General features: G+C 67.5%; 15 protein-coding genes, 1 pseudogene and 1 riboswitch. Of the genes and pseudogenes, 13 read left to right on the top strand and 3 right to left on the bottom strand.

Going from position 1 to position 16492, the window contains the following annotated elements; translation table 11 throughout:
- Positions 1–60: 60 nt before the first annotated feature.
- The 5 genes from MUU56_RS10290 (at position 61) to coaBC (ending at position 6401) form a co-directional block, all read left to right on the top strand.
- Positions 61–3687 carry a FecR domain-containing protein gene (locus MUU56_RS10290; protein WP_244767225.1) on the top strand — a complete coding sequence of 1209 codons (3627 nt, stop codon included), beginning with the start codon at positions 61–63 and terminating at the stop codon, positions 3685–3687.
- A 43-nt stretch (positions 3688–3730) separates the two neighbouring features.
- Positions 3731–4534 (top strand): ion channel, encoded by an 804-nt coding sequence (locus tag MUU56_RS10285; RefSeq protein ID WP_244767224.1) that lies wholly within the window; start codon positions 3731–3733, stop codon positions 4532–4534.
- A gap of 133 nt (positions 4535–4667) precedes the next feature.
- Positions 4668–4895, top strand: coding sequence for a hypothetical protein (locus tag MUU56_RS10280; protein ID WP_244767223.1), 228 nt, complete (start codon positions 4668–4670; stop codon positions 4893–4895).
- Positions 4896–5004: 109 nt separating this feature from the next.
- The gene (locus MUU56_RS10275; RefSeq protein WP_244767222.1) at positions 5005–5187 is read left to right on the top strand and encodes a hypothetical protein; all 183 of its coding nucleotides are present in this window, start codon (positions 5005–5007) and stop codon (positions 5185–5187) included.
- Between the two features lie 8 nt (positions 5188–5195).
- Positions 5196–6401: a bifunctional phosphopantothenoylcysteine decarboxylase/phosphopantothenate--cysteine ligase CoaBC gene (coaBC, locus tag MUU56_RS10270; protein ID WP_244767221.1), complete on the top strand. Its 1206-nt coding sequence runs from the start codon at positions 5196–5198 to the stop codon at positions 6399–6401.
- Here the strand turns inward: coaBC and MUU56_RS10265 are convergent.
- Complete coding sequence (locus MUU56_RS10265; protein WP_244767220.1) at positions 6394–7215, bottom strand: class II glutamine amidotransferase; 822 nt, start codon at positions 7213–7215, stop codon at positions 6394–6396. The genes coaBC and MUU56_RS10265 overlap by 8 nt on opposite strands.
- A gap of 379 nt (positions 7216–7594) precedes the next feature.
- On the opposite strand from MUU56_RS10265, the gene MUU56_RS10260 reads away from it, so the two are divergent.
- The 3 genes from MUU56_RS10260 (at position 7595) to MUU56_RS10250 (ending at position 9499) form a co-directional block, all read left to right on the top strand.
- On the top strand, positions 7595–7999 hold the full coding sequence (locus MUU56_RS10260; RefSeq protein WP_244767219.1) for a GFA family protein: 405 nt from the start codon (positions 7595–7597) through the stop codon (positions 7997–7999).
- Positions 8000–8002: 3 nt separating this feature from the next.
- Positions 8003–8797: an AraC family transcriptional regulator gene (locus MUU56_RS10255; RefSeq protein ID WP_244767218.1), complete on the top strand. Its 795-nt coding sequence runs from the start codon at positions 8003–8005 to the stop codon at positions 8795–8797.
- 84 nt (positions 8798–8881) lie between these two features.
- On the top strand, positions 8882–9499 hold the full coding sequence (locus MUU56_RS10250) for a LysE family translocator (RefSeq protein WP_244767217.1): 618 nt from the start codon (positions 8882–8884) through the stop codon (positions 9497–9499).
- Positions 9500–9503: 4 nt separating this feature from the next.
- On the opposite strand, the gene thiD is transcribed toward MUU56_RS10250, so the two are convergent.
- Both thiD and MUU56_RS10240 read right to left on the bottom strand, forming a co-directional pair.
- Positions 9504–10313, bottom strand: coding sequence for a bifunctional hydroxymethylpyrimidine kinase/phosphomethylpyrimidine kinase (gene thiD / locus MUU56_RS10245; protein WP_244767216.1), 810 nt, complete (start codon positions 10311–10313; stop codon positions 9504–9506).
- A 42-nt stretch (positions 10314–10355) separates the two neighbouring features.
- A riboswitch (TPP riboswitch) is annotated at positions 10356–10452 on the bottom strand.
- Between the two features lie 135 nt (positions 10453–10587).
- Complete coding sequence (locus MUU56_RS10240) at positions 10588–12168, bottom strand: peptide chain release factor 3 (protein WP_244767215.1); 1581 nt, start codon at positions 12166–12168, stop codon at positions 10588–10590.
- Positions 12169–12261: 93 nt separating this feature from the next.
- On the opposite strand from MUU56_RS10240, the gene dut reads away from it, so the two are divergent.
- The 5 genes and pseudogenes from dut to MUU56_RS10215 form a co-directional block, all read left to right on the top strand.
- Positions 12262–12735: a dUTP diphosphatase gene (dut, locus tag MUU56_RS10235; RefSeq protein ID WP_064332749.1), complete on the top strand. Its 474-nt coding sequence runs from the start codon at positions 12262–12264 to the stop codon at positions 12733–12735.
- 4 nt (positions 12736–12739) lie between these two features.
- Positions 12740–13627 carry a GNAT family N-acetyltransferase gene (locus MUU56_RS10230; RefSeq protein WP_244767214.1) on the top strand — a complete coding sequence of 296 codons (888 nt, stop codon included), beginning with the start codon at positions 12740–12742 and terminating at the stop codon, positions 13625–13627.
- Between the two features lie 348 nt (positions 13628–13975).
- On the top strand, positions 13976–14593 hold the full coding sequence (locus tag MUU56_RS10225) for a LysE family translocator (protein WP_064332748.1): 618 nt from the start codon (positions 13976–13978) through the stop codon (positions 14591–14593).
- A 230-nt stretch (positions 14594–14823) separates the two neighbouring features.
- A complete protein-coding gene (cysK, locus tag MUU56_RS10220; RefSeq protein WP_244767213.1) occupies positions 14824–15792 on the top strand; it encodes a cysteine synthase A in 969 nt (322 codons plus the stop codon).
- A gap of 210 nt (positions 15793–16002) precedes the next feature.
- A pseudogene (locus MUU56_RS10215) lies at positions 16003–16413 on the top strand (VOC family protein); the annotation flags it as partial.
- Positions 16414–16492: the final 79 nt, after the last annotated feature.

Genomic DNA, 16492 nt, shown 5'->3' with positions numbered 1-16492 from the left:
TGACAACACCGGAAAATTGCATCCATATCGTCCGCTCCGAGGGTGGACGAAACTGAAATCATGCGTGTGTTGAAGCTGGGCGTTTCGGCCCTCGCGATCGTTGCGGGCTTTTATCCGGCGTGTGCGGAGGTTCTGCCGCGCGGTTCTACCGTCGACGGCGCCGTCGTGGATCGCAAATCCGGCGAGGAGGTGCGTTTCGTCGAGGTGGACAGCTGGCGCGGCGTCGAGGTCAACCAGGACCTTCTCGCCGGCGACACGCTTCGCACCAATGCCATCGGCAGCCTTGCCATCCGCTTTGCCGACAACACGCTGGTGCGCATGGCGCGCGAGACGGTCCTGCGCGTGCGCAAGATCGACGGCGCCTCGGACAGCCAGCTTAATCTCGAAGGCGGCACGATCTGGGGCCGCGCGGACCGCGGCGGCAGCGGGCTTACCGTCGATACGCCCGCGGCGGCGGCGGCCATTCGCGGCACGGACTGGACGCTGCGCGCCGAGGGCGACCGCACGACGCTGACCGTGCTCGAAGGCACGGTGGAGCTTTCCAACGCGCAAGGCACGGTGACGGTCGGACAGGGCGAAGGCGCCGTGGCGCGGATCGGCGAGGCGCCGCGCAAATACATCCTCGTCAATCTCAAGGAGCGCGAGCAGGTCCTGCTCTACAGCGAGGTGCGCGGCACCTTCGCGAGCCTGCCCGTCAGCGGCACGGAAAGCACGAAGGCCCGCGCCGAGCGGCGGCGCATCCTCGACACGCCGGAGGTCGGCCGCAGCCGCGAGGACTGGCTGACGCTCGCCGAGACGGCGCTCGCCTATGACGGCAGGGCGGCCGCCGAGGCCGCCCTTTCCCGCCTGCCGCGCCCGCTTCCCGCCGCGCTGGAGGCCCGCGCCAGCCTGGTCGAGGCGATGATCGCCGGCCAGGCCACGCGGTATGACGAGGCAATCCGGCTGTTCCGCAAGGCGATGCCGCATCTTTCCGGCGAGCGGCGCACCATGGCGCGCTACGGCGAGTGGATCGCGCTCTCGCTGGAAAACCCCGACACCGACGCCAAGGCACCGTCGCTGAACCAGACGCCAGGAACCGCCGGGGAGGCGATCGCCCAGGCGATCGCCATCGCCAATCTCCGGGGACAGGTCGAGGCGATCGAATTCCTCCGCAGGGCCGAGCCGCTCTTCCCGAACGAAGCGGCCCTGCCCGCCATGCGCGCCAGCCTCGCCTACGAACTCGACGACCGCGACGAGGTGCGCGCGGCGCTCGCCCGCGCCAGATCGATCGATCCCGACGATCCTGCCCATCTGCTCGTCAGCGCGCGGTTCCGCTCCACCGTGTCGAGCGACATCGACGGGGCGCTTGCCGAGCTCGACCGGGCGGTGAAGGCCGCGCCCGGCGACGATGCGGTGTGGAACGAGATCGGCATCCTGAAGAGCGACCGCAACGCCATCGTGGAGGCCAACGCCGCCCACCGGCGCGCCATCGCCCTCAACCCGGAAAACGCCGCGCTGCACGCCAACCACGCCCGCTTCCTGATGGACAACGACCAGATGGCCGCGGCAAAGGCGGCGATCGACGCCGCCGAGGCGCTCGATCCCACCTCCTATGCCGTGCTTGCCGCCAAGGGTCGCTATCTCCTGCGCATGGGCAGGACCGCGGAAGGCGAAAAGGTCCTGCAGGAGGCCGCCGCCGTCAACCCGACCGCCGGCGACGCGCTGATCGGCCTTGCCATCGCCAGCTACCAGAGCGGCGCCGACGCCGAGACCGCCCAGGCGCTCGACAATGCCGACCGTTTCGACCGGGACAATCCGAGCATCGCCCTCATCCGCGCCGGCATCGCGATCGACGAATTCCGCGCCGACGACGCCATCCTCAACGCCCGCGAGGCGCTGCGCCGCCGCCAAGCGCGCGGCGGCTACTATTCCGGCTACGACACCAACCGGCAGGTCTCGTCCTATCTCGGCGTGGCGCTCGACAATATCGGCCTGACCGAATGGGGCCAATTCTATGCCGACCGCTCCTACGATCCCTTCGTCTCCACGACCTATGTCGACGAGGCGACGGCGGGCGGCGGCAGTCTCTTCGTCAACACGCCGCTCTCCGGCCTCGACCGCTCCTCCTCCGGCGGTTCCTCCATCGCATCGGAGCTTCAGGCGCGGCTGTTCGCGCCGCTGTCGATCGCCTCGGAAGAAAAGCGCAACAGCCTGGAGACCCGCAACTTCTTCGAGGCGTCGCTGGGCGGAACCCTCTCGAACTACGGCGCCGACACCGGCTGGGCGAGCGACATCCTCCTCCAGGGCACGAGCTACACGCCCGTGCCGGTCAGCTACTATCTCCAGGGCGATATCACCCGGCCGGAGAGCGCGCGCGAAAACGACGAGAACGATCTTCTGGGCGGGCTCTTCCGCATCGGCATCAAGCCGACCCTGACAGACAGCGTCTATCTCTTCGGCAACAGAATCCGGCAGGAGGTCGGCTATCCCGGCCAGACCTCCAATCCTGCACCCTTCAACGACAGCGTGACGGATGCCACCGAGCTCGGCGTCGCCTGGAGCCATGTCATCGGCGAGCGCAACGTGGTGCAGGCCTTCGCGGTCAACCGCCGGGTGGACGACCTGACCCGATACCGCTGGATCAGCGACGATGAGGACGACGATATCCCGCCGATCACCTATCGCGTCAATGAAAAGTCGCGGGAGGACGTTTTCACCTATGGCGTCGGTCATCTCCTCGGCATCGGGCCGCTGACACTGCGCTACGGCATGGAGGCGGCGGAGAGCGACTTCCGGGTCTCGGCGATCGCGACCGACCTGACGACCGGCGAGATCGAGGATCTCGGGGCCGCCAACGGCGGCAGCTCGACGACGCGGGCCTATATCGACGGCTATCTGGAGCTTTCCGACAGCCTGCAGGTGCAGGCGGGTGCCTTCCAGTCGCGCTTCGACGGCGACAGCCCGCGCTGGGGACCGGTCGACTACCGGCTCGGCATCGCCTACGCGCCGAGCGACAGCCACTGGCTGCGCGCCTACTATCGGCAGGATACGCAGTTCGCCAGCAACTATACGCTTTCGCCCGTCACGACGGTCGGCCTTTCCCCGATGGAGCTGCCGCTCTTCCGGGGCGGGCAGACGCGGACGACAGCGGTACGCTGGGACGCCGAGTGGAACGAACGCTTCTTCACCGCGGTCGAATACCAGCACCAGCGCTTCAACGGCCTGACGCTGACGCCGGAAGACTTCATGGCGAGCTTCCTGACGGACACGGGCAAGATCGACCGCCTGCAGATCAGCGCCAACTACTGGGTCGGCGACGGCCTCGGCGCCTTCGGCTCCTTCACCTGGAACACCAGCAAGGACACCACGGCGGGCTGGGATCCCTCCTTCGACGTGCCGCTGGTGCCCGACTATGTGGCGCAGGTCGGCCTGACCTATGTGCATCCCGCGCGCTGGACGGCGACGCTCGCCCAGAGCTTCGTCGGCCCGCGGCTCGGCTCGCACTTTTTCGATGAGAACAACGCGCCGGCTGGCAGGACGCTCGACAGGTACTGGACGACGGACGTCGCGCTGACCTGGAAATCGCAGACCGGGCACCTGGAGGCCGGCCTCAGCGTGCTGAACATCTTCGACAACGATATCGAGATGGCCGATCGCCTGCCAGGCCCCGGCCGCACCTTCCTCGCGACGATGAAGGCGCGGTTCTGAGAGGGCGCTTGACCGGCAACCGGCGGGCGCTAGTCTTTCAGCGATGACCGATGAACCGCTGACCGCAACCGAGCCGCAGCCCTTTCTCGAACGGGTGCGCCGGCAATTGCGCGGGCTCTATTTCGGCCGCGACCGGGAGGCGATCCGCTTCCAGGCCGCCATGCTCCTCGTCGATATCGCAATCCTCGGCTTCTTCATCGCGGGCCCGTATCTGCGCAAGGGGCCGGCCTATATCATCGTCGATTATGTCATCGCCGCCGTCATCGCCTTCGAGCTGGGCGCGCGGGCGCTGATCGCGCCGAACCTGCGCTACTGGACGATGCGGCCGATGACCTGGGTGGACGTCGTCGTGCTCGGCACGCTGCTCTTTCCCAACCAGCTGCACAACTTCGCCTTCCTGCGCGTCCTGCGGATCTGGGCGATCAGCCAGAGCAAGCTGGTGACGCTGCTGCTGCACCGCATCGGGCATGGCGACAAGGAAGAGGTCATCCAGGCCTGCGTGAACTTCCTCGTCTTCCTCTTCCTCGTCACCGGCTTCGTCTACAGCAACTTCTTTTACGGCGCGGAGGGCTTCGAAGGCTTCGTCGACGCGCTCTACTTCTCCGTCGCGACCGTCACGACCACCGGTTTCGGCGACATCACCCTGCCCGGCACGCTGGGAAAACTCACCTCCATCGTCACGATGATCATCGGCATCTCGCTCTTCGTGCGGCTCGCGCAGGCGATCGTGCGGCCCTACAAGGTGACCTTCCCCTGCCCGCAATGCGGCCTCTCGCGCCATGAGACCGATGCCGTGCACTGCAAGGCCTGTGGCCATGTGCTGAACATTCCAAACGACGGCGCCTGAGGCAAACCACCCTGACTTGGCCCAACGTGTCTGTTCCCGCAGGACGGGAAAGGTGCTACTTTAGAAAAGCCGGAACAACCGGCGCCTCGCATTGCAAGACCGTATTCTCCAGAGGGCCAGAGGGGAGCCGTCCATGCGCAAGATCCTTGTTTCCATCGCCATTACCGCCTTGTCTTTCGGCGCGTCCGCCGCACCGTCGCTTGCCGGCATGATGCCGGATGCCGCGACGATCCGGCCGGCAGGCACCGTCGAACTTGCCACGCACTACTACGGCCACAAGCCGAAGTGCGTCTGGAAGAAGATCAAGAAATACGACTACTACGGCAAACTCGTCATCAAGAAGGTGAAGGTCTGCCACTAGGCGCCCTGCCGGCCTGACGGGACGGTTTGGGGAACCGCCGTCGGGCCAGGACCTGGAAATACCGCCGCAACGGGACAGGACGGGGCGACCGTCGTGCCGAGGATTGGTCGTGCGCGTCATGAGCCGGGCGCTTTCCGCGCGTCTTCGAAGCGCGAAAGCGCTCTATCTCCTTGTTTTTTCGCTGTTCCAAACGCAAAACCGCCGCGCACTTTTGCTGGAATTGCTCCAGCGTCTTGTTTTCATGCCGTTCCGGGCGCAAAACCGCTTCAGCGCTTTTGCTGGAATTGCCTAGGACCCGCCATGCCGCTTGCTGGAAAACGCATCCTCCTCGTCATGTCCGGCGGCATCGCCGCCTACAAGAGCCTCGACCTCATCCGCCGGCTGCGCGAGCGCGGCGCGGAGGTTCGCCCGGTCATGACGGCGGGCGCGCAGCAGTTCGTCACGCCGCTTGCCGTCGGCGCGCTTTCGGCCGGCCATGTCTATACCGACCTGTTTTCCCGCGAGGACGAGCAGGATGTCGGGCATATCCGGCTGGCGCGTGATTGCGACCTCGTCGTCGTCGCCCCCGCCACGGCCGACCTGATGGCGAAGATGGCGAATGGCCTCGCCGACGACCTCGCCTCCACGGTGCTGCTCGCCACCGACCGGCCGGTGCTGCTCGCCCCGGCCATGAACCCGAAGATGTGGGCGCATCCGGCGACACGGCGCAATGTCGCCACGCTGCGGGGGGACGGGCTCGCCTTCATCGGCCCCAATGCCGGCGAGATGGCGGAAGGCGGCGAGGCCGGCCTTGGCCGCATGGCCGAACCGCTCGAGATCGTCGCAGCGGTGGAAGGCCTGCTCGACGGCGGGGCGAGGCCGCTGGCCGGCCGCAAGGCCGTCGTCACTTCCGGCCCGACCCATGAGCCGATCGACCCCGTGCGCTACATCGCCAACCGTTCCTCGGGCCGGCAGGGCCATGCCATCGCCGCCGCACTCGCCCGGCTCGGGGCCGAGGTGACGCTGGTGTCCGGCCCCGTCACGCTCGGCGATCCGCCGGGCGTCACGGTGGTGAAGGTCGAGCGGGCGGAGGAGATGCTGCAGGCGGTGCTCGCCGCGCTGCCGGCGGATATCGCCGTCATGGTCGCGGCCGTCGCCGACTGGCGCGTGGCGACGCCGAACACGGAGAAGATCAAGAAGCAGCCGGGCGAAGGTCCGCCGCCGCTGATGCTCGCCGAGAACCCCGATATCCTGAAGACCGTCGGCCACCATGCCAAGCGCCCGAAGGTCGTCGTCGGCTTTGCCGCCGAGACGCAGGATGTCGAGAGCAACGGCCGCGTGAAGCTGCAGAAGAAGGGTGCCGACCTCATCGTCGCCAACGACGTCTCGCCGGAAACGGGCATCATGGGCGGCACGCGCAACAGCGTGAAGCTGATCACCGCCGGCGGCGTCGAGCAATGGCCGGATCTTTCGAAGGACGATGTCGCCGGCCGCCTTGCCGGCTGGATCGCCGAACGACTTACCTGACGAGGGCGAGGCGCCTCTCCATCGCCTGCGCCGGCCGGCCGGCGGGAGAGAAGATGCGCACGTCGACGCCGTTTTCGCCGAGCACGACGGCGCTGCCGTCGGGGATTTCCACCCAGGCTTCCGTATCGTCGTTCAGCGGCTCGGAGACCAGGCAGTAGCCGCCCGTCGCGCCCATCGGCGCGGCATAGAGCGTCGGCGCGGCATAGTCCGTCGCATAGCGCACCGCATAGAGCTGGTCGCCATCCGTGAAGGCGGCGGTGAAGCGCACGAGAACGCGGCGCTCCAGATGGGCGGCGAGCCGCTCGACGAAGGCGATCGTCTCGGCCATGGCGCCGAGCGGATCGCGGGCAAGGCCGAACTGCAGGGCGAGCAGGAACAGCAGCTCGGAATCCGTCGAGCCGGTGCGGGCCGTGTAGAGATCGTTGTCCAGCATGGTTTCGAGCGGCCGGCGCAGATGCTCGAAATCGGCGATCTGGCCATTGTGCATGAAGGACCAGATGCCGTGGACGAAGGGATGGCAATTGTCGCGCCGCGTGCCGCCGCCCGTCGCGGCGCGCACATGGGCAAGGAAGAGCGGCGAGCGCACCTGCCTGGCGATGCTTCTGAGGTTGCAATCCGACCAGGCGGGCAGGATATCGCGGTAGCGGCCGGGCTCCGGGCGCTCGCCATACCAGGCGATGCCGAAACCGTCGCCATTGGTCGCCGTCTTGGCACGGGTGGCGCAATGGGATTGCTCGATCAGCGAATGGGCGGGCGAGGACACCAGTTCCTCAAGGAAGAGCGGCTCTCCACGATAGGCTGCCCAACGGCACATGACGCTATTCTCGCTTTCGAAGACCGGCACGAACCGGTGGTGGACCCGACGCATTAACCATGGCACTGCCCGGATTTTCAACGCAAATGGGTAAAAATGCGTTAACGAATGTAAACGGGCCGAAACCATGCGTGTCATTATGATGACGGCGGCAAAAGGCGCGGTTTCCGGGGGAACACGCGTTTTGTGAACGGTTCGTTTTCCGGGTGCCGGATTTCGTGAACAATGGACGGGGCATGGTCCGATCGTGATGAACACGCGCGCGAGGTGCAACAGGCGATGCGGGGACTGCAGAACGGCACCTTCATCACGCCGGCGCATTGACGCGCGGTCGCGAAACCCTATCCTTCCACCCTGTCCCGCGGCGGAAGGATGGACCATGCGGATCGACGGCCAATGCCATTGCGGCTTCGTGACCTACGAGGCCGAGATCGACCCGGAGGCGGTCTCCATCTGTCATTGCACGGATTGCCAGCGGCTGACCGGCTCGCCCTATCGCGTCACCGCGAGCATTCCGAAGGACGCCCTGCACCTCACCGGCAATCCACCGAAACTCTACACGAAGACCGCCGGGAACGGCCGCAAGCGCCTGCAATATTTCTGTCCCGAATGCGGCGCGCCGCTGTTCACGACAGGCACCGGCGAGGACGCCGCGACCTGGGGCATCCGCTGGGGCAGCATCAACCAGCGTGCGGCGCTGAAACCGACGCGCCAGATCTGGTGCCGCTCGGCCCTCGACTGGTTCGGCGAGACGGCGGCGCTTCCCGGCGCCGCGAGGGATTGAGCCATGGCGGCAGGGCGCTTCCGGATCGTGCGAACGGGCGTGGAGGGCATCGAGGCGGTCTTCGCCGACAGCCGGCATACCTTCGCGCGTCACACCCACGAGACCTACGGCATCGGCCTCATCGAGCGCGGCGCGCAGAAATCGGCGAGCGGGCGTGGTCTGGTGGAGGCGGCGGCCGGCAACACGATCACCGTCAACCCCGGCGAGGTGCATGACGGCGCGCCGCTCGGCGACGCACCGCGCGCCTGGCGCATGCTCTATCTGGAACCGGCGCTCGTCCGCGCAGCGGCGGACGATATTTTCGAAGGGCGCCCGCGCGAGGAATTCTACGCGCCGGTGCTGGACGACGGGCGCATCGCAGGCCTGGTTTCCCGGCTGCTCGCCCTGCTTCTTGACGCCGGCGCCGATGCGCTCGGCCGCGAGGAACAGCTTCTCCTGCTGCTCGCCGCCGTGCTGCGCGAAGAGGCACCCCGGCAGGATGGTCTGGCGGCCATAGGTCGTGCCCGCGACCGGCTCGACAGCGACCCCGCTTCGGCCGCGACGCTGGAGGACCTTGCCGGCGATTGTGGCGTCGGCCGCTTCCGGCTGGTGCGCGATTTCGCCCGGCTCACCGGCCTGACGCCGCATGCCTACCTGCTCCAGCGCCGCACCGAGCTCGCCCGCCGGCTGATCGCGGCCGGCACCCCGCTTGCCGAGGCCGCCATCGAAGCCGGCTTCGCCGACCAGAGCCACATGACGCGCAATTTCACCCGCCGTTACGGCTATACGCCCGGCGCCTATCTCGCCGCGCGCGCCTGAGCGGCCCGCACCCCGCAATTTCATTCAAGACCCCGGCGCCCATCCGGTGTTCCCTGCCGCCTTTCAACCCGCATGGAACCAGACATGACTTCCGAATTCCTCATCACCTCGCTCGTCGTCATCCTTCTGCCGGGCACCGGCGTGATCTATACGCTGGCGCTCGGCATCAGCGGCGGGTTCCGCGCCGCCGTCCTGGCCGCCCTCGGCTGCACGCTCGGCATCGTTCCGCATATCCTCGCCAGCGTGGTCGGCCTTGCCGCCGTGCTGCATGCCAGCGCGCTCGCCTTCGAGGTGCTGCGCTATATCGGCGTCGTCTATCTCCTGTTCATCGCCTGGAGCCTGCTGAAGGACAGCAATGCGCTCGATGTCGGGCCTGAGCAGGCACCGGCCGGCAGTGCGCTGAGGATCGTGCGCAAGGGCATCCTCACCAACATCTTCAACCCGAAGCTCTCGCTGTTCTTCCTCGCCTTCCTGCCGCAGTTCATTCCGGCGAGCGCCTTCGGCGATGCCACGGGCCAGATGCTTTTCCTCGGCGGCGTCTTCATGGCCCTCACCTTCCTCGTCTTCGTCGGCTATGGGGCGCTTGCCGCCGGCCTGCGCCGACAGGTGCTGAGCCGGCCGGCGGTCATTGTCTGGATGCAGCGCAGCTTCGCCGCCGCCCTCGGCCTGATGGGCCTCCGGCTCGCGCTGTCCGACCGCTGACCGATCAGTTGCCGGACAGGTGGAAATGATGCAGCGGACCGTGGCCGGAGCCGACGGTCAACGCATCCGACAGGCGCACGGCACCGGCGATGAAGCGCTTGGCCGCCGCCACGGCATCGACGAGCGCCTGTCCCTTGCCGAGCTCGGCGGCGATCGCGCTCGACAGCGAGCAGCCGGTGCCATGCGTGTTGCGCGTCAGCACGCGCACGCCCTCGAACCAGTGCAGCCGATCGGGCGTCGCGAGCACGTCGGGGCTCTCGCTGCCCGGCAGGTGCCCGCCCTTCAGCAGCACCGCCGTCGGCCCGAGGTCGAGCAGCCGCCTTGCCTGGTCCTCCATGCCGGCCCGGTCCACGGCCTCCGCCTCACAAAGGAGGGCGGCTGCCTCCGGCAGGTTCGGCGTGAGCACGCTTGCGCGCGGCAGCAGCTGGCGCACCAGCGCGGCCACGGCCTCCTGCGCCAGGAGCGAGGCCCCGCCCTTGGCGACCATGACAGGATCGAGCACGATGGGAACCGCGCGATGCGGCGACAGGGCCGTGGCGACGGCTTCGGCGATCTCCGCCGAGGCGATCATGCCGATCTTCACCGCATCCACCCGGATATCGGCGAAAACCGCGGCGATCTGTGCCGCCACGAAGTCGGGCGGGACCAGATGCACGCCGGAAACGCCCTGCGTGTTCTGCGCCGTCAGGGCCGTCAGCGCCGCCATGCCATAGGTGCCGCGCGCGGCAAACGTCTTGAGATCCGCCTGGATGCCGGCGCCGCCCGAGGGGTCGGAGCCCGCGATCGAGAGAATGTTTGCGATTGTGTCGGCCATCTCGCCTCCTTCCCGGCAGGGGCGGCCTCGGGGTGGCGGCGATGCGGCACCCGTTCGACTCCCTCCGCCGGCATGATCCGGTTCAGGTTCAAAGGGTGCTTCTCAGCCCGCCTTCCGGCGGACGCCCCTGTCTTGAACGGATTTTCGCAAATGACGCGGCGCCTGTCACGCCGAAAGTGGCGTCGCGGCGCGTTTGCCACCGGCGCCATGCATCCTTTTCCCCGAGAGCGGGGAAAAGGTGGCGGATTAAATCGTGGGCAAGCAACCCGCCCGCTCAAGCCTTGGTGACGTGGTATTCCTTGATGGCGACCATCTTGATCGCCGGATAGCGTTCCGCCTCGTAGCGCAGCGAGAAGGCATCCTGCGCCAGGAAGACCGGGTCGCCGTCGAGGTCGCGGGCGATATCGCCGCGGCGCTGGGTGACGAACTTGTCCAGCTCCGCCGCGCTGTCCGACGAGATCCAGCGGCAGACGGAAAAGCGCGACATTTCGAAGGAGACGGGCAGGCCGTATTCCGCCGAAAGCCGCTCCTTCAACACGTCGAGCTGCAGCGCACCGACGACGCCGACGATGGCGGGCGAGCCGTCTTCCGGCGAGAAGAGCTGCACGACGCCCTCCTCCGCCATCTGCTGGAGCGCTTCCTTCAGCTTCTTGGCCTTCATCGCGTCCTCCAGGCGCACGCGGCGCAGGATTTCCGGCGCGAAGTTCGGCACGCCTTCAAAGACCAGCGCCTCGCCTTCCGTCAGCGTGTCGCCGATCCGGAGCGTGCCGTGGTTGGGGATACCCACCACGTCGCCGGCATAGGCCGTATCGGCGAGCTGGCGCTGCGAGGCGAAGAAGAACTGCGGGGCCGAAAGGCCGATCGTCTTGCCCGTGCGGGCAAGGCGCACCTTCATGCCGCGCTCCAGCATGCCGGAACAGACGCGGGCGAAGGCGATGCGGTCGCGATGGTTCGGGTCCATGTTCGCCTGGATCTTGAAGACGAAGGCCGTCATCTTGTCTTCCGAGGCATGCACCTTGCGCACGTCCGCCACCTGGTCGCGCGGCGGCGGCGCGAAGGCGCCGAGCGCGTCGATGAGGTCGCGAACGCCGAAATTGCGAAGCGCCGAGCCGAAGAAGACCGGCGTCATGTGCCCTTCGAGGAAAGCTTCCTGGTCGTAGGGCCGGCAGGCCTCGCGGGCGAGCTCCAGCTCCTCGGTAAAGGCGGCCCGCTCGTTTTCCGGCAGGTTCTTCGCCACCACCGCCGGGTCGTCGATCCTCGTCGGCTGCACCTGCGTGTCCGAGCCGCGAAAGGTACGGTCGGCCAGGTGATAGGAGCCGCAGAAGGTCTTCGAGCGGCCGACCGGCCAGGTGACCGGGGCGGTGTCGAGCGCCAGCTTCTCCTCCACCTCGTCGAGGATTTCGAACGGATCGCGGCTTTCGCGGTCCATCTTGTTGACGAAGGTGATGATCGGGATGTCGCGCAGGCGGCAGACCTCGAACAGCTTCAACGTGCGCGGCTCGATGCCCTTGGCGGCGTCGATGACCATGACGGCCGCATCCACCGCCGTCAGCGTGCGGTAGGTGTCGTCGGCGAAGTCCTCGTGGCCGGGCGTATCGAGAATGTTGAAGACGTTGCCGTCATATTCGAAGGTCATCACCGAGGTGACGACGGAGATGCCGCGTTCACGCTCGATCTTCATCCAGTCCGAGCGGGTCTGGATGCGGTCCTTCTTCGCCTTCACTTCGCCGGCGAGCTGGATGGCACCGCCGAAAAGCAGCAGCTTTTCCGTGAGGGTGGTCTTACCGGCGTCCGGGTGCGCGATGATCGCGAAGGTGCGGCGGCGGGAGACCGCCTCTGCAAGGGTTTCGGCCATTTTCTGCAATATCCTGTGAGTTGCCGCGGTCTTTACAGCCTCCGCCGGGAAGATGCAATTGACGGGGCGGGACTGCGGCCGGCTTATGGGCGCATGAACGCACATGCCCCCACCCAGCCCACGCTCTGCCTTCTCCGCCTGCCGCATGGCGCGGGCATCGCGCTTCCCGCCTACGAGACCGGTGGCGCCGCCGGCATGGACCTGCGCGCCGCCGTGGCGGAAGACCAGCCGCTGACGCTGCCGCCCGGCCAGCGCGCCCTGGTGCCGACCGGTTTCGTCTTCGAGATCCCGGCCGGCTACGAGGGACAGGTCCGCCCCCGCTCCGGCCTCGCCTTCAAGAACGGCATCACCTGCCTCAACACGCCCGGCACGATCGACAGCGACTATCGCGGCGAGGTGAAGGTGCTGCTCGTCAATCTCGGCGAGGAGCCCTTCGTCATCGAACGCGGCATGCGCATCGCGCAGATGGTGATCGCGCCGGTCACGCAGGTCGCCGTGCGCGAGGTGGAGACGGCGGGCGAGACCACCCGTGGCGCCGGCGGTTTCGGCTCCACCGGCGTGCGCTAGGGCCATGCCCGACCGCAAGGGCCTTTCCTTCCGCTCGGACTATTTCGGCGACGGCGCCGCCTGGCGGGCGCTTGCCGACCTCCTCGAAGACATCTTCGGCATCGACGTGACGGTGATGGACCGGCTCGGCGGACCGGACCCGACGAGCATGCCCTTCGCCTGGTTCGACGATGCCGGCCTCTGTGTCGCCAATATCAGCGCGTTTTCCCTGCCCCTTGTCGTAAACGGCACCTTCGTGCGCGCCGCGGGCCTGCAATCGGGCGCCGTGCGGCCGGAATACCGCGGCAAGGGGCTCTATCGCGATGTCATGGAAGCGGCGCTCCGGCACTGCGATGCGGAAGGGTTCGAGGCCGTCGCGCTTCTGACCGATACACCGGACCTCTACCATCGCCACGGCTTTCGCACGCTGGCGCAGCATCGTTTCTCCGGCCCGGCACCGGCAGGCGGACGGGACGGGCCGCTCCGGCGGCTCGATATCGGCAGCGAGGCCGACCTGACGCTGCTCGACCGCCTGCTCGATGGCCGCCGGCCGGTGTCCGATCGCTTCGCGCCGCTCCGGCAGAAGGAAATGTTCCTGTTCAACGCCGCACTGATGCCGGACCTCAGGCTCGACCTGATGGAAGAGGCGAAGGCCGTCATCGCCTGGCAGATGGGCGAGGACGACGGCTTCGATCTCCTCGATGTCGTCGGCGCGCGCATTCCGAGCCTCGCGGACATCCTGGCGAGCCTGCACCTCGCACCTGCCCGCGTCACCGTGCACTTCGCGCCCGATCACCTCGTCTGGGCGGGCACGGCCGTGCCGGACGAAGGCGACATGGTGCTCATGCTGCGCGCGGCGGAAGACCTCGCGCCGCAGCATCCTTTCGCGCTGGCGCCGATGGCCGCGTTCTGACCAGCGGCGCCAGCAGCGTGTCCATCACCCGGCGCCGTGTGAACAAGCCAGCGCGGCCGGGTGGTAAGCAGGGGGCGATGGCGCTGGCCGGAAGGCCGATCCGGGGTCAAGAAGACCGGCAGGAAACCCCGTGAGGAAGAGTTTTCGCGTTCCGTCGTGCGGCGACGCCCGCATGTCGAAGGCGCCGCGCGAACCGAGGCGGAGCGCCTGCCTGACGGGCTGGCCGAGATAGCGCGCCGGCAAACCGCAGGGCGCGATGCGCTTTCGTCTTGCGCCATTCGGGGCGCGAAACCGCTTCGCACTTTTGCCGGAATTGCGCTAGAAAAGCGCGGTCCCTTGGAGTCCGTCATGACCGTCGCCGTCCTGCTTGCCTATTGCGGTGCCCTGTTCATCGCCGCCATCATTCCCGGTCCCGGCATCACGGCGATCGTCGCGCGGGCGCTCGGCTCGGGTTTCCGGCCCACCTTCTTCATGGGCCTCGGCCTCATCCTCGGCGACATGATCTACCTGACGGCGGTCATCCTCGGCCTTGCCTTCATCGCCCAGACCTTCACCACGACCTTCATGCTGATCAAGATCGCCGGCGCGCTCTATCTCGGCTACATCGCCTGGAAACTCTGGACGAGCGGCCTCATCCCGCAGGATATCGAGGCGCGCGCCTCGACGAGCATGACCCTATCGTTTCTCTCCGGCCTGTTCGTGACGCTCGGCAATCCGAAAACCATGCTGTTCTACGTCGCGCTGGTGCCGACCTTGGTCGATCTCGAGGCGATCGGCCTCGAGGACTACGGCATGCTGCTTGCCGCGACCTTCGTGGTGCTCATCGTCGTGCTCGTGCCCTATATCGCGCTCGCCTCGCGCGCCCGGCTTCTCCTCAGGCAGCCGAAGGCGCTGCAGCGGATGAACCGGGTCGCCGCCGGCATTCTCGCCGGCACCGCCGCCTATATCGCGACCCGCGCGGCGTGAAGGACCATCCGGTTTTGCGCCGCTAGCGTTTCCGCTTTTCCTGAAATCGCGAAAACGCTCTATCTGTTTGTTCCCGCGCACGTCCGGGCGCAAAACCGCTGCACCCTTTTGCCGGAATTGCTCTCAGTGCGGGATTATTCCGCTTTCGGCGCTTTTGTCGCGAAATCCGGACTCGTCTCCGGCGCCATTCGCTCCTATCTTTTGCGGAACAAGAACCGAGGGAGCACCCGATGACCGACACCCGCAAACCCGGCCGCGGCCGTATCTACGCCTCCATCACCGAGACGATCGGCGACACGCCCATCGTGCGGCTCGACAAGTTCGCCAGGGAAAAGGGCGTTTCGGCCACCCTTCTTGCAAAACTCGAATTCTTCAACCCGATCGCCTCGGTGAAGGACCGCATCGGCGTGGCGATGATCGAGGCGCTCGAAGCCGACGGGAAGATCACGCCCGGCAGCTCGACGCTGGTCGAGCCGACCTCGGGCAATACGGGCATCGCCCTCGCCTTCGCCGCCGCCGCCAAGGGCTACCGCCTCATCCTCACCATGCCCGAGACCATGTCGATCGAGCGGCGCAAGATGCTGGCGCTGCTCGGCGCCGAACTGGTGCTGACCGAGGGGCCGAAGGGCATGAAGGGCGCGATCGCCAAGGCGGAGGAACTGGCCGCCACCATTCCCGGCGCGATCATCCCCCAGCAGTTCGAAAATCCGGCCAACCCCGAAATCCACCGCCGGACGACGGCCGAGGAGATCTGGAACGACACGGACGGCGCGGTCGACATCCTCGTTTCCGGCATCGGCACCGGCGGCACGATCACCGGCGCCGGCCAGGTGCTGAAGGCGAAGAAGCCCGGCCTCAAGGTCGTCGCCGTCGAGCCGGCCGACAGCCCGGTCCTGTCCGGCGGCAATCCCGGCCCGCACAAGATCCAGGGCATCGGCGCCGGCTTCGCCCCGGCCGTGCTCGACACGGCGATCTATGACGAGATCGTGACCGTGACGAACGACGAAGCCTTCGAAAATGCCCGCCTCGTGGCGCGGCTGGAGGGCGTGCCCGTCGGCATTTCCTCCGGCGCGGCGCTCGCCGCCGCCGCCAAGGTCGGCAGCCGCCCGGAAAATGCCGGCAAGACCATCGTCGTCATCATTCCCTCCTTCGCCGAACGCTATCTTTCCACCGCGCTCTTCGAAGGCCTCGGCGGCTGACGCTCTCCGGCCCGCTGCGCCGCGCGCGCGGCGGGCCGTTCCTGGCCCCCCCTCATGCTGCATCACCTTTCCCTCGGCGTTTGCGACATTCTTCGCGCGGCCGCGTTCTATAGCGCTATCTTTCCACCGCGCTCTTCGAAGGCCTCGGCGGCTGACGCCCTCCGGCCCGCCGCGCCGTGCGCATGGCGGGCCGTTCCCAGCTCCCTCTCTCATCACCTTTCCCTCGGCGTTTGCGACATTCTTCGCGCGGCCGCGTTCTATGACGCGGTTCTTGCGCTGCTTGGCTACGCGCGGGTCTGGTCGGATATCCGCCGCGGCGAGCCGGGCCAGGCCATCGGCTGCGGCCCGCCCGGCGGCGGCGACAAGCCCTGCCTGAAGGATCACGGCACGGCCGCCGCCGCGCCGGGGCCGGGCTTCCACATCGCTTTTGCCGCACCGAGCCGCGGCGCGGTCGATGCCTTCCATCGGGCCGCCCTTGCCGCGGGCGGGCGCGACAACGGCGCGCCCGGACTGCGCCTCCCCTACGGCCCGACCTACTATGCCGCCTTCATCATCGATCCGGACGAACACCGCATCGAAGCCGTCTGCAAGGACCCCGCGGGACCGCCCGCCGGCAGGTGAACCGTTCGTCCGTGCCCGATCGGCAAGCCTCAGTCATGCCCGCACACGGCATCGGCATACCAGGCCCACGCTCTCACTC

This window comes from Shinella yambaruensis (assembly GCF_022899355.1).
Classification (GTDB): Bacteria; Pseudomonadota; Alphaproteobacteria; order Rhizobiales; family Rhizobiaceae; genus Shinella; species Shinella yambaruensis.
The sequence above is the reverse complement of the archived record's forward strand: the minus strand, read 5'-3'. Positions and strand labels throughout refer to the sequence as shown.

Excerpts from the sequence above, each read along its gene's own strand:
- MUU56_RS10240 (WP_244767215.1), bottom strand. The coding sequence starts at position 12,168 with ATGGCCGAAACCCTTGCAGAGGCGGTCTCCCGCCGCCGCACCTTCGCG.
- MUU56_RS10225 (WP_064332748.1), top strand. The coding sequence starts at position 13,976 with ATGACCGTCGCCGTCCTGCTTGCCTATTGCGGTGCCCTGTTCATCGCC.
- MUU56_RS10265 (WP_244767220.1), bottom strand. The coding sequence starts at position 7,215 with ATGTGCCGTTGGGCAGCCTATCGTGGAGAGCCGCTCTTCCTTGAGGAA.
- MUU56_RS10250 (WP_244767217.1), top strand. The coding sequence starts at position 8,882 with ATGACTTCCGAATTCCTCATCACCTCGCTCGTCGTCATCCTTCTGCCG.
- MUU56_RS10285 (WP_244767224.1), top strand. The coding sequence starts at position 3,731 with ATGACCGATGAACCGCTGACCGCAACCGAGCCGCAGCCCTTTCTCGAA.
- MUU56_RS10290 (WP_244767225.1), top strand. The coding sequence starts at position 61 with ATGCGTGTGTTGAAGCTGGGCGTTTCGGCCCTCGCGATCGTTGCGGGC.
- MUU56_RS10230 (WP_244767214.1), top strand. The coding sequence starts at position 12,740 with ATGCCCGACCGCAAGGGCCTTTCCTTCCGCTCGGACTATTTCGGCGAC.
- thiD (WP_244767216.1), bottom strand. The coding sequence starts at position 10,313 with ATGGCCGACACAATCGCAAACATTCTCTCGATCGCGGGCTCCGACCCC.
- MUU56_RS10260 (WP_244767219.1), top strand. The coding sequence starts at position 7,595 with ATGCGGATCGACGGCCAATGCCATTGCGGCTTCGTGACCTACGAGGCC.
- coaBC (WP_244767221.1), top strand. The coding sequence starts at position 5,196 with ATGCCGCTTGCTGGAAAACGCATCCTCCTCGTCATGTCCGGCGGCATC.
- cysK (WP_244767213.1), top strand. The coding sequence starts at position 14,824 with ATGACCGACACCCGCAAACCCGGCCGCGGCCGTATCTACGCCTCCATC.
- dut (WP_064332749.1), top strand. The coding sequence starts at position 12,262 with ATGAACGCACATGCCCCCACCCAGCCCACGCTCTGCCTTCTCCGCCTG.
- MUU56_RS10255 (WP_244767218.1), top strand. The coding sequence starts at position 8,003 with ATGGCGGCAGGGCGCTTCCGGATCGTGCGAACGGGCGTGGAGGGCATC.
- MUU56_RS10280 (WP_244767223.1), top strand. The coding sequence starts at position 4,668 with ATGCGCAAGATCCTTGTTTCCATCGCCATTACCGCCTTGTCTTTCGGC.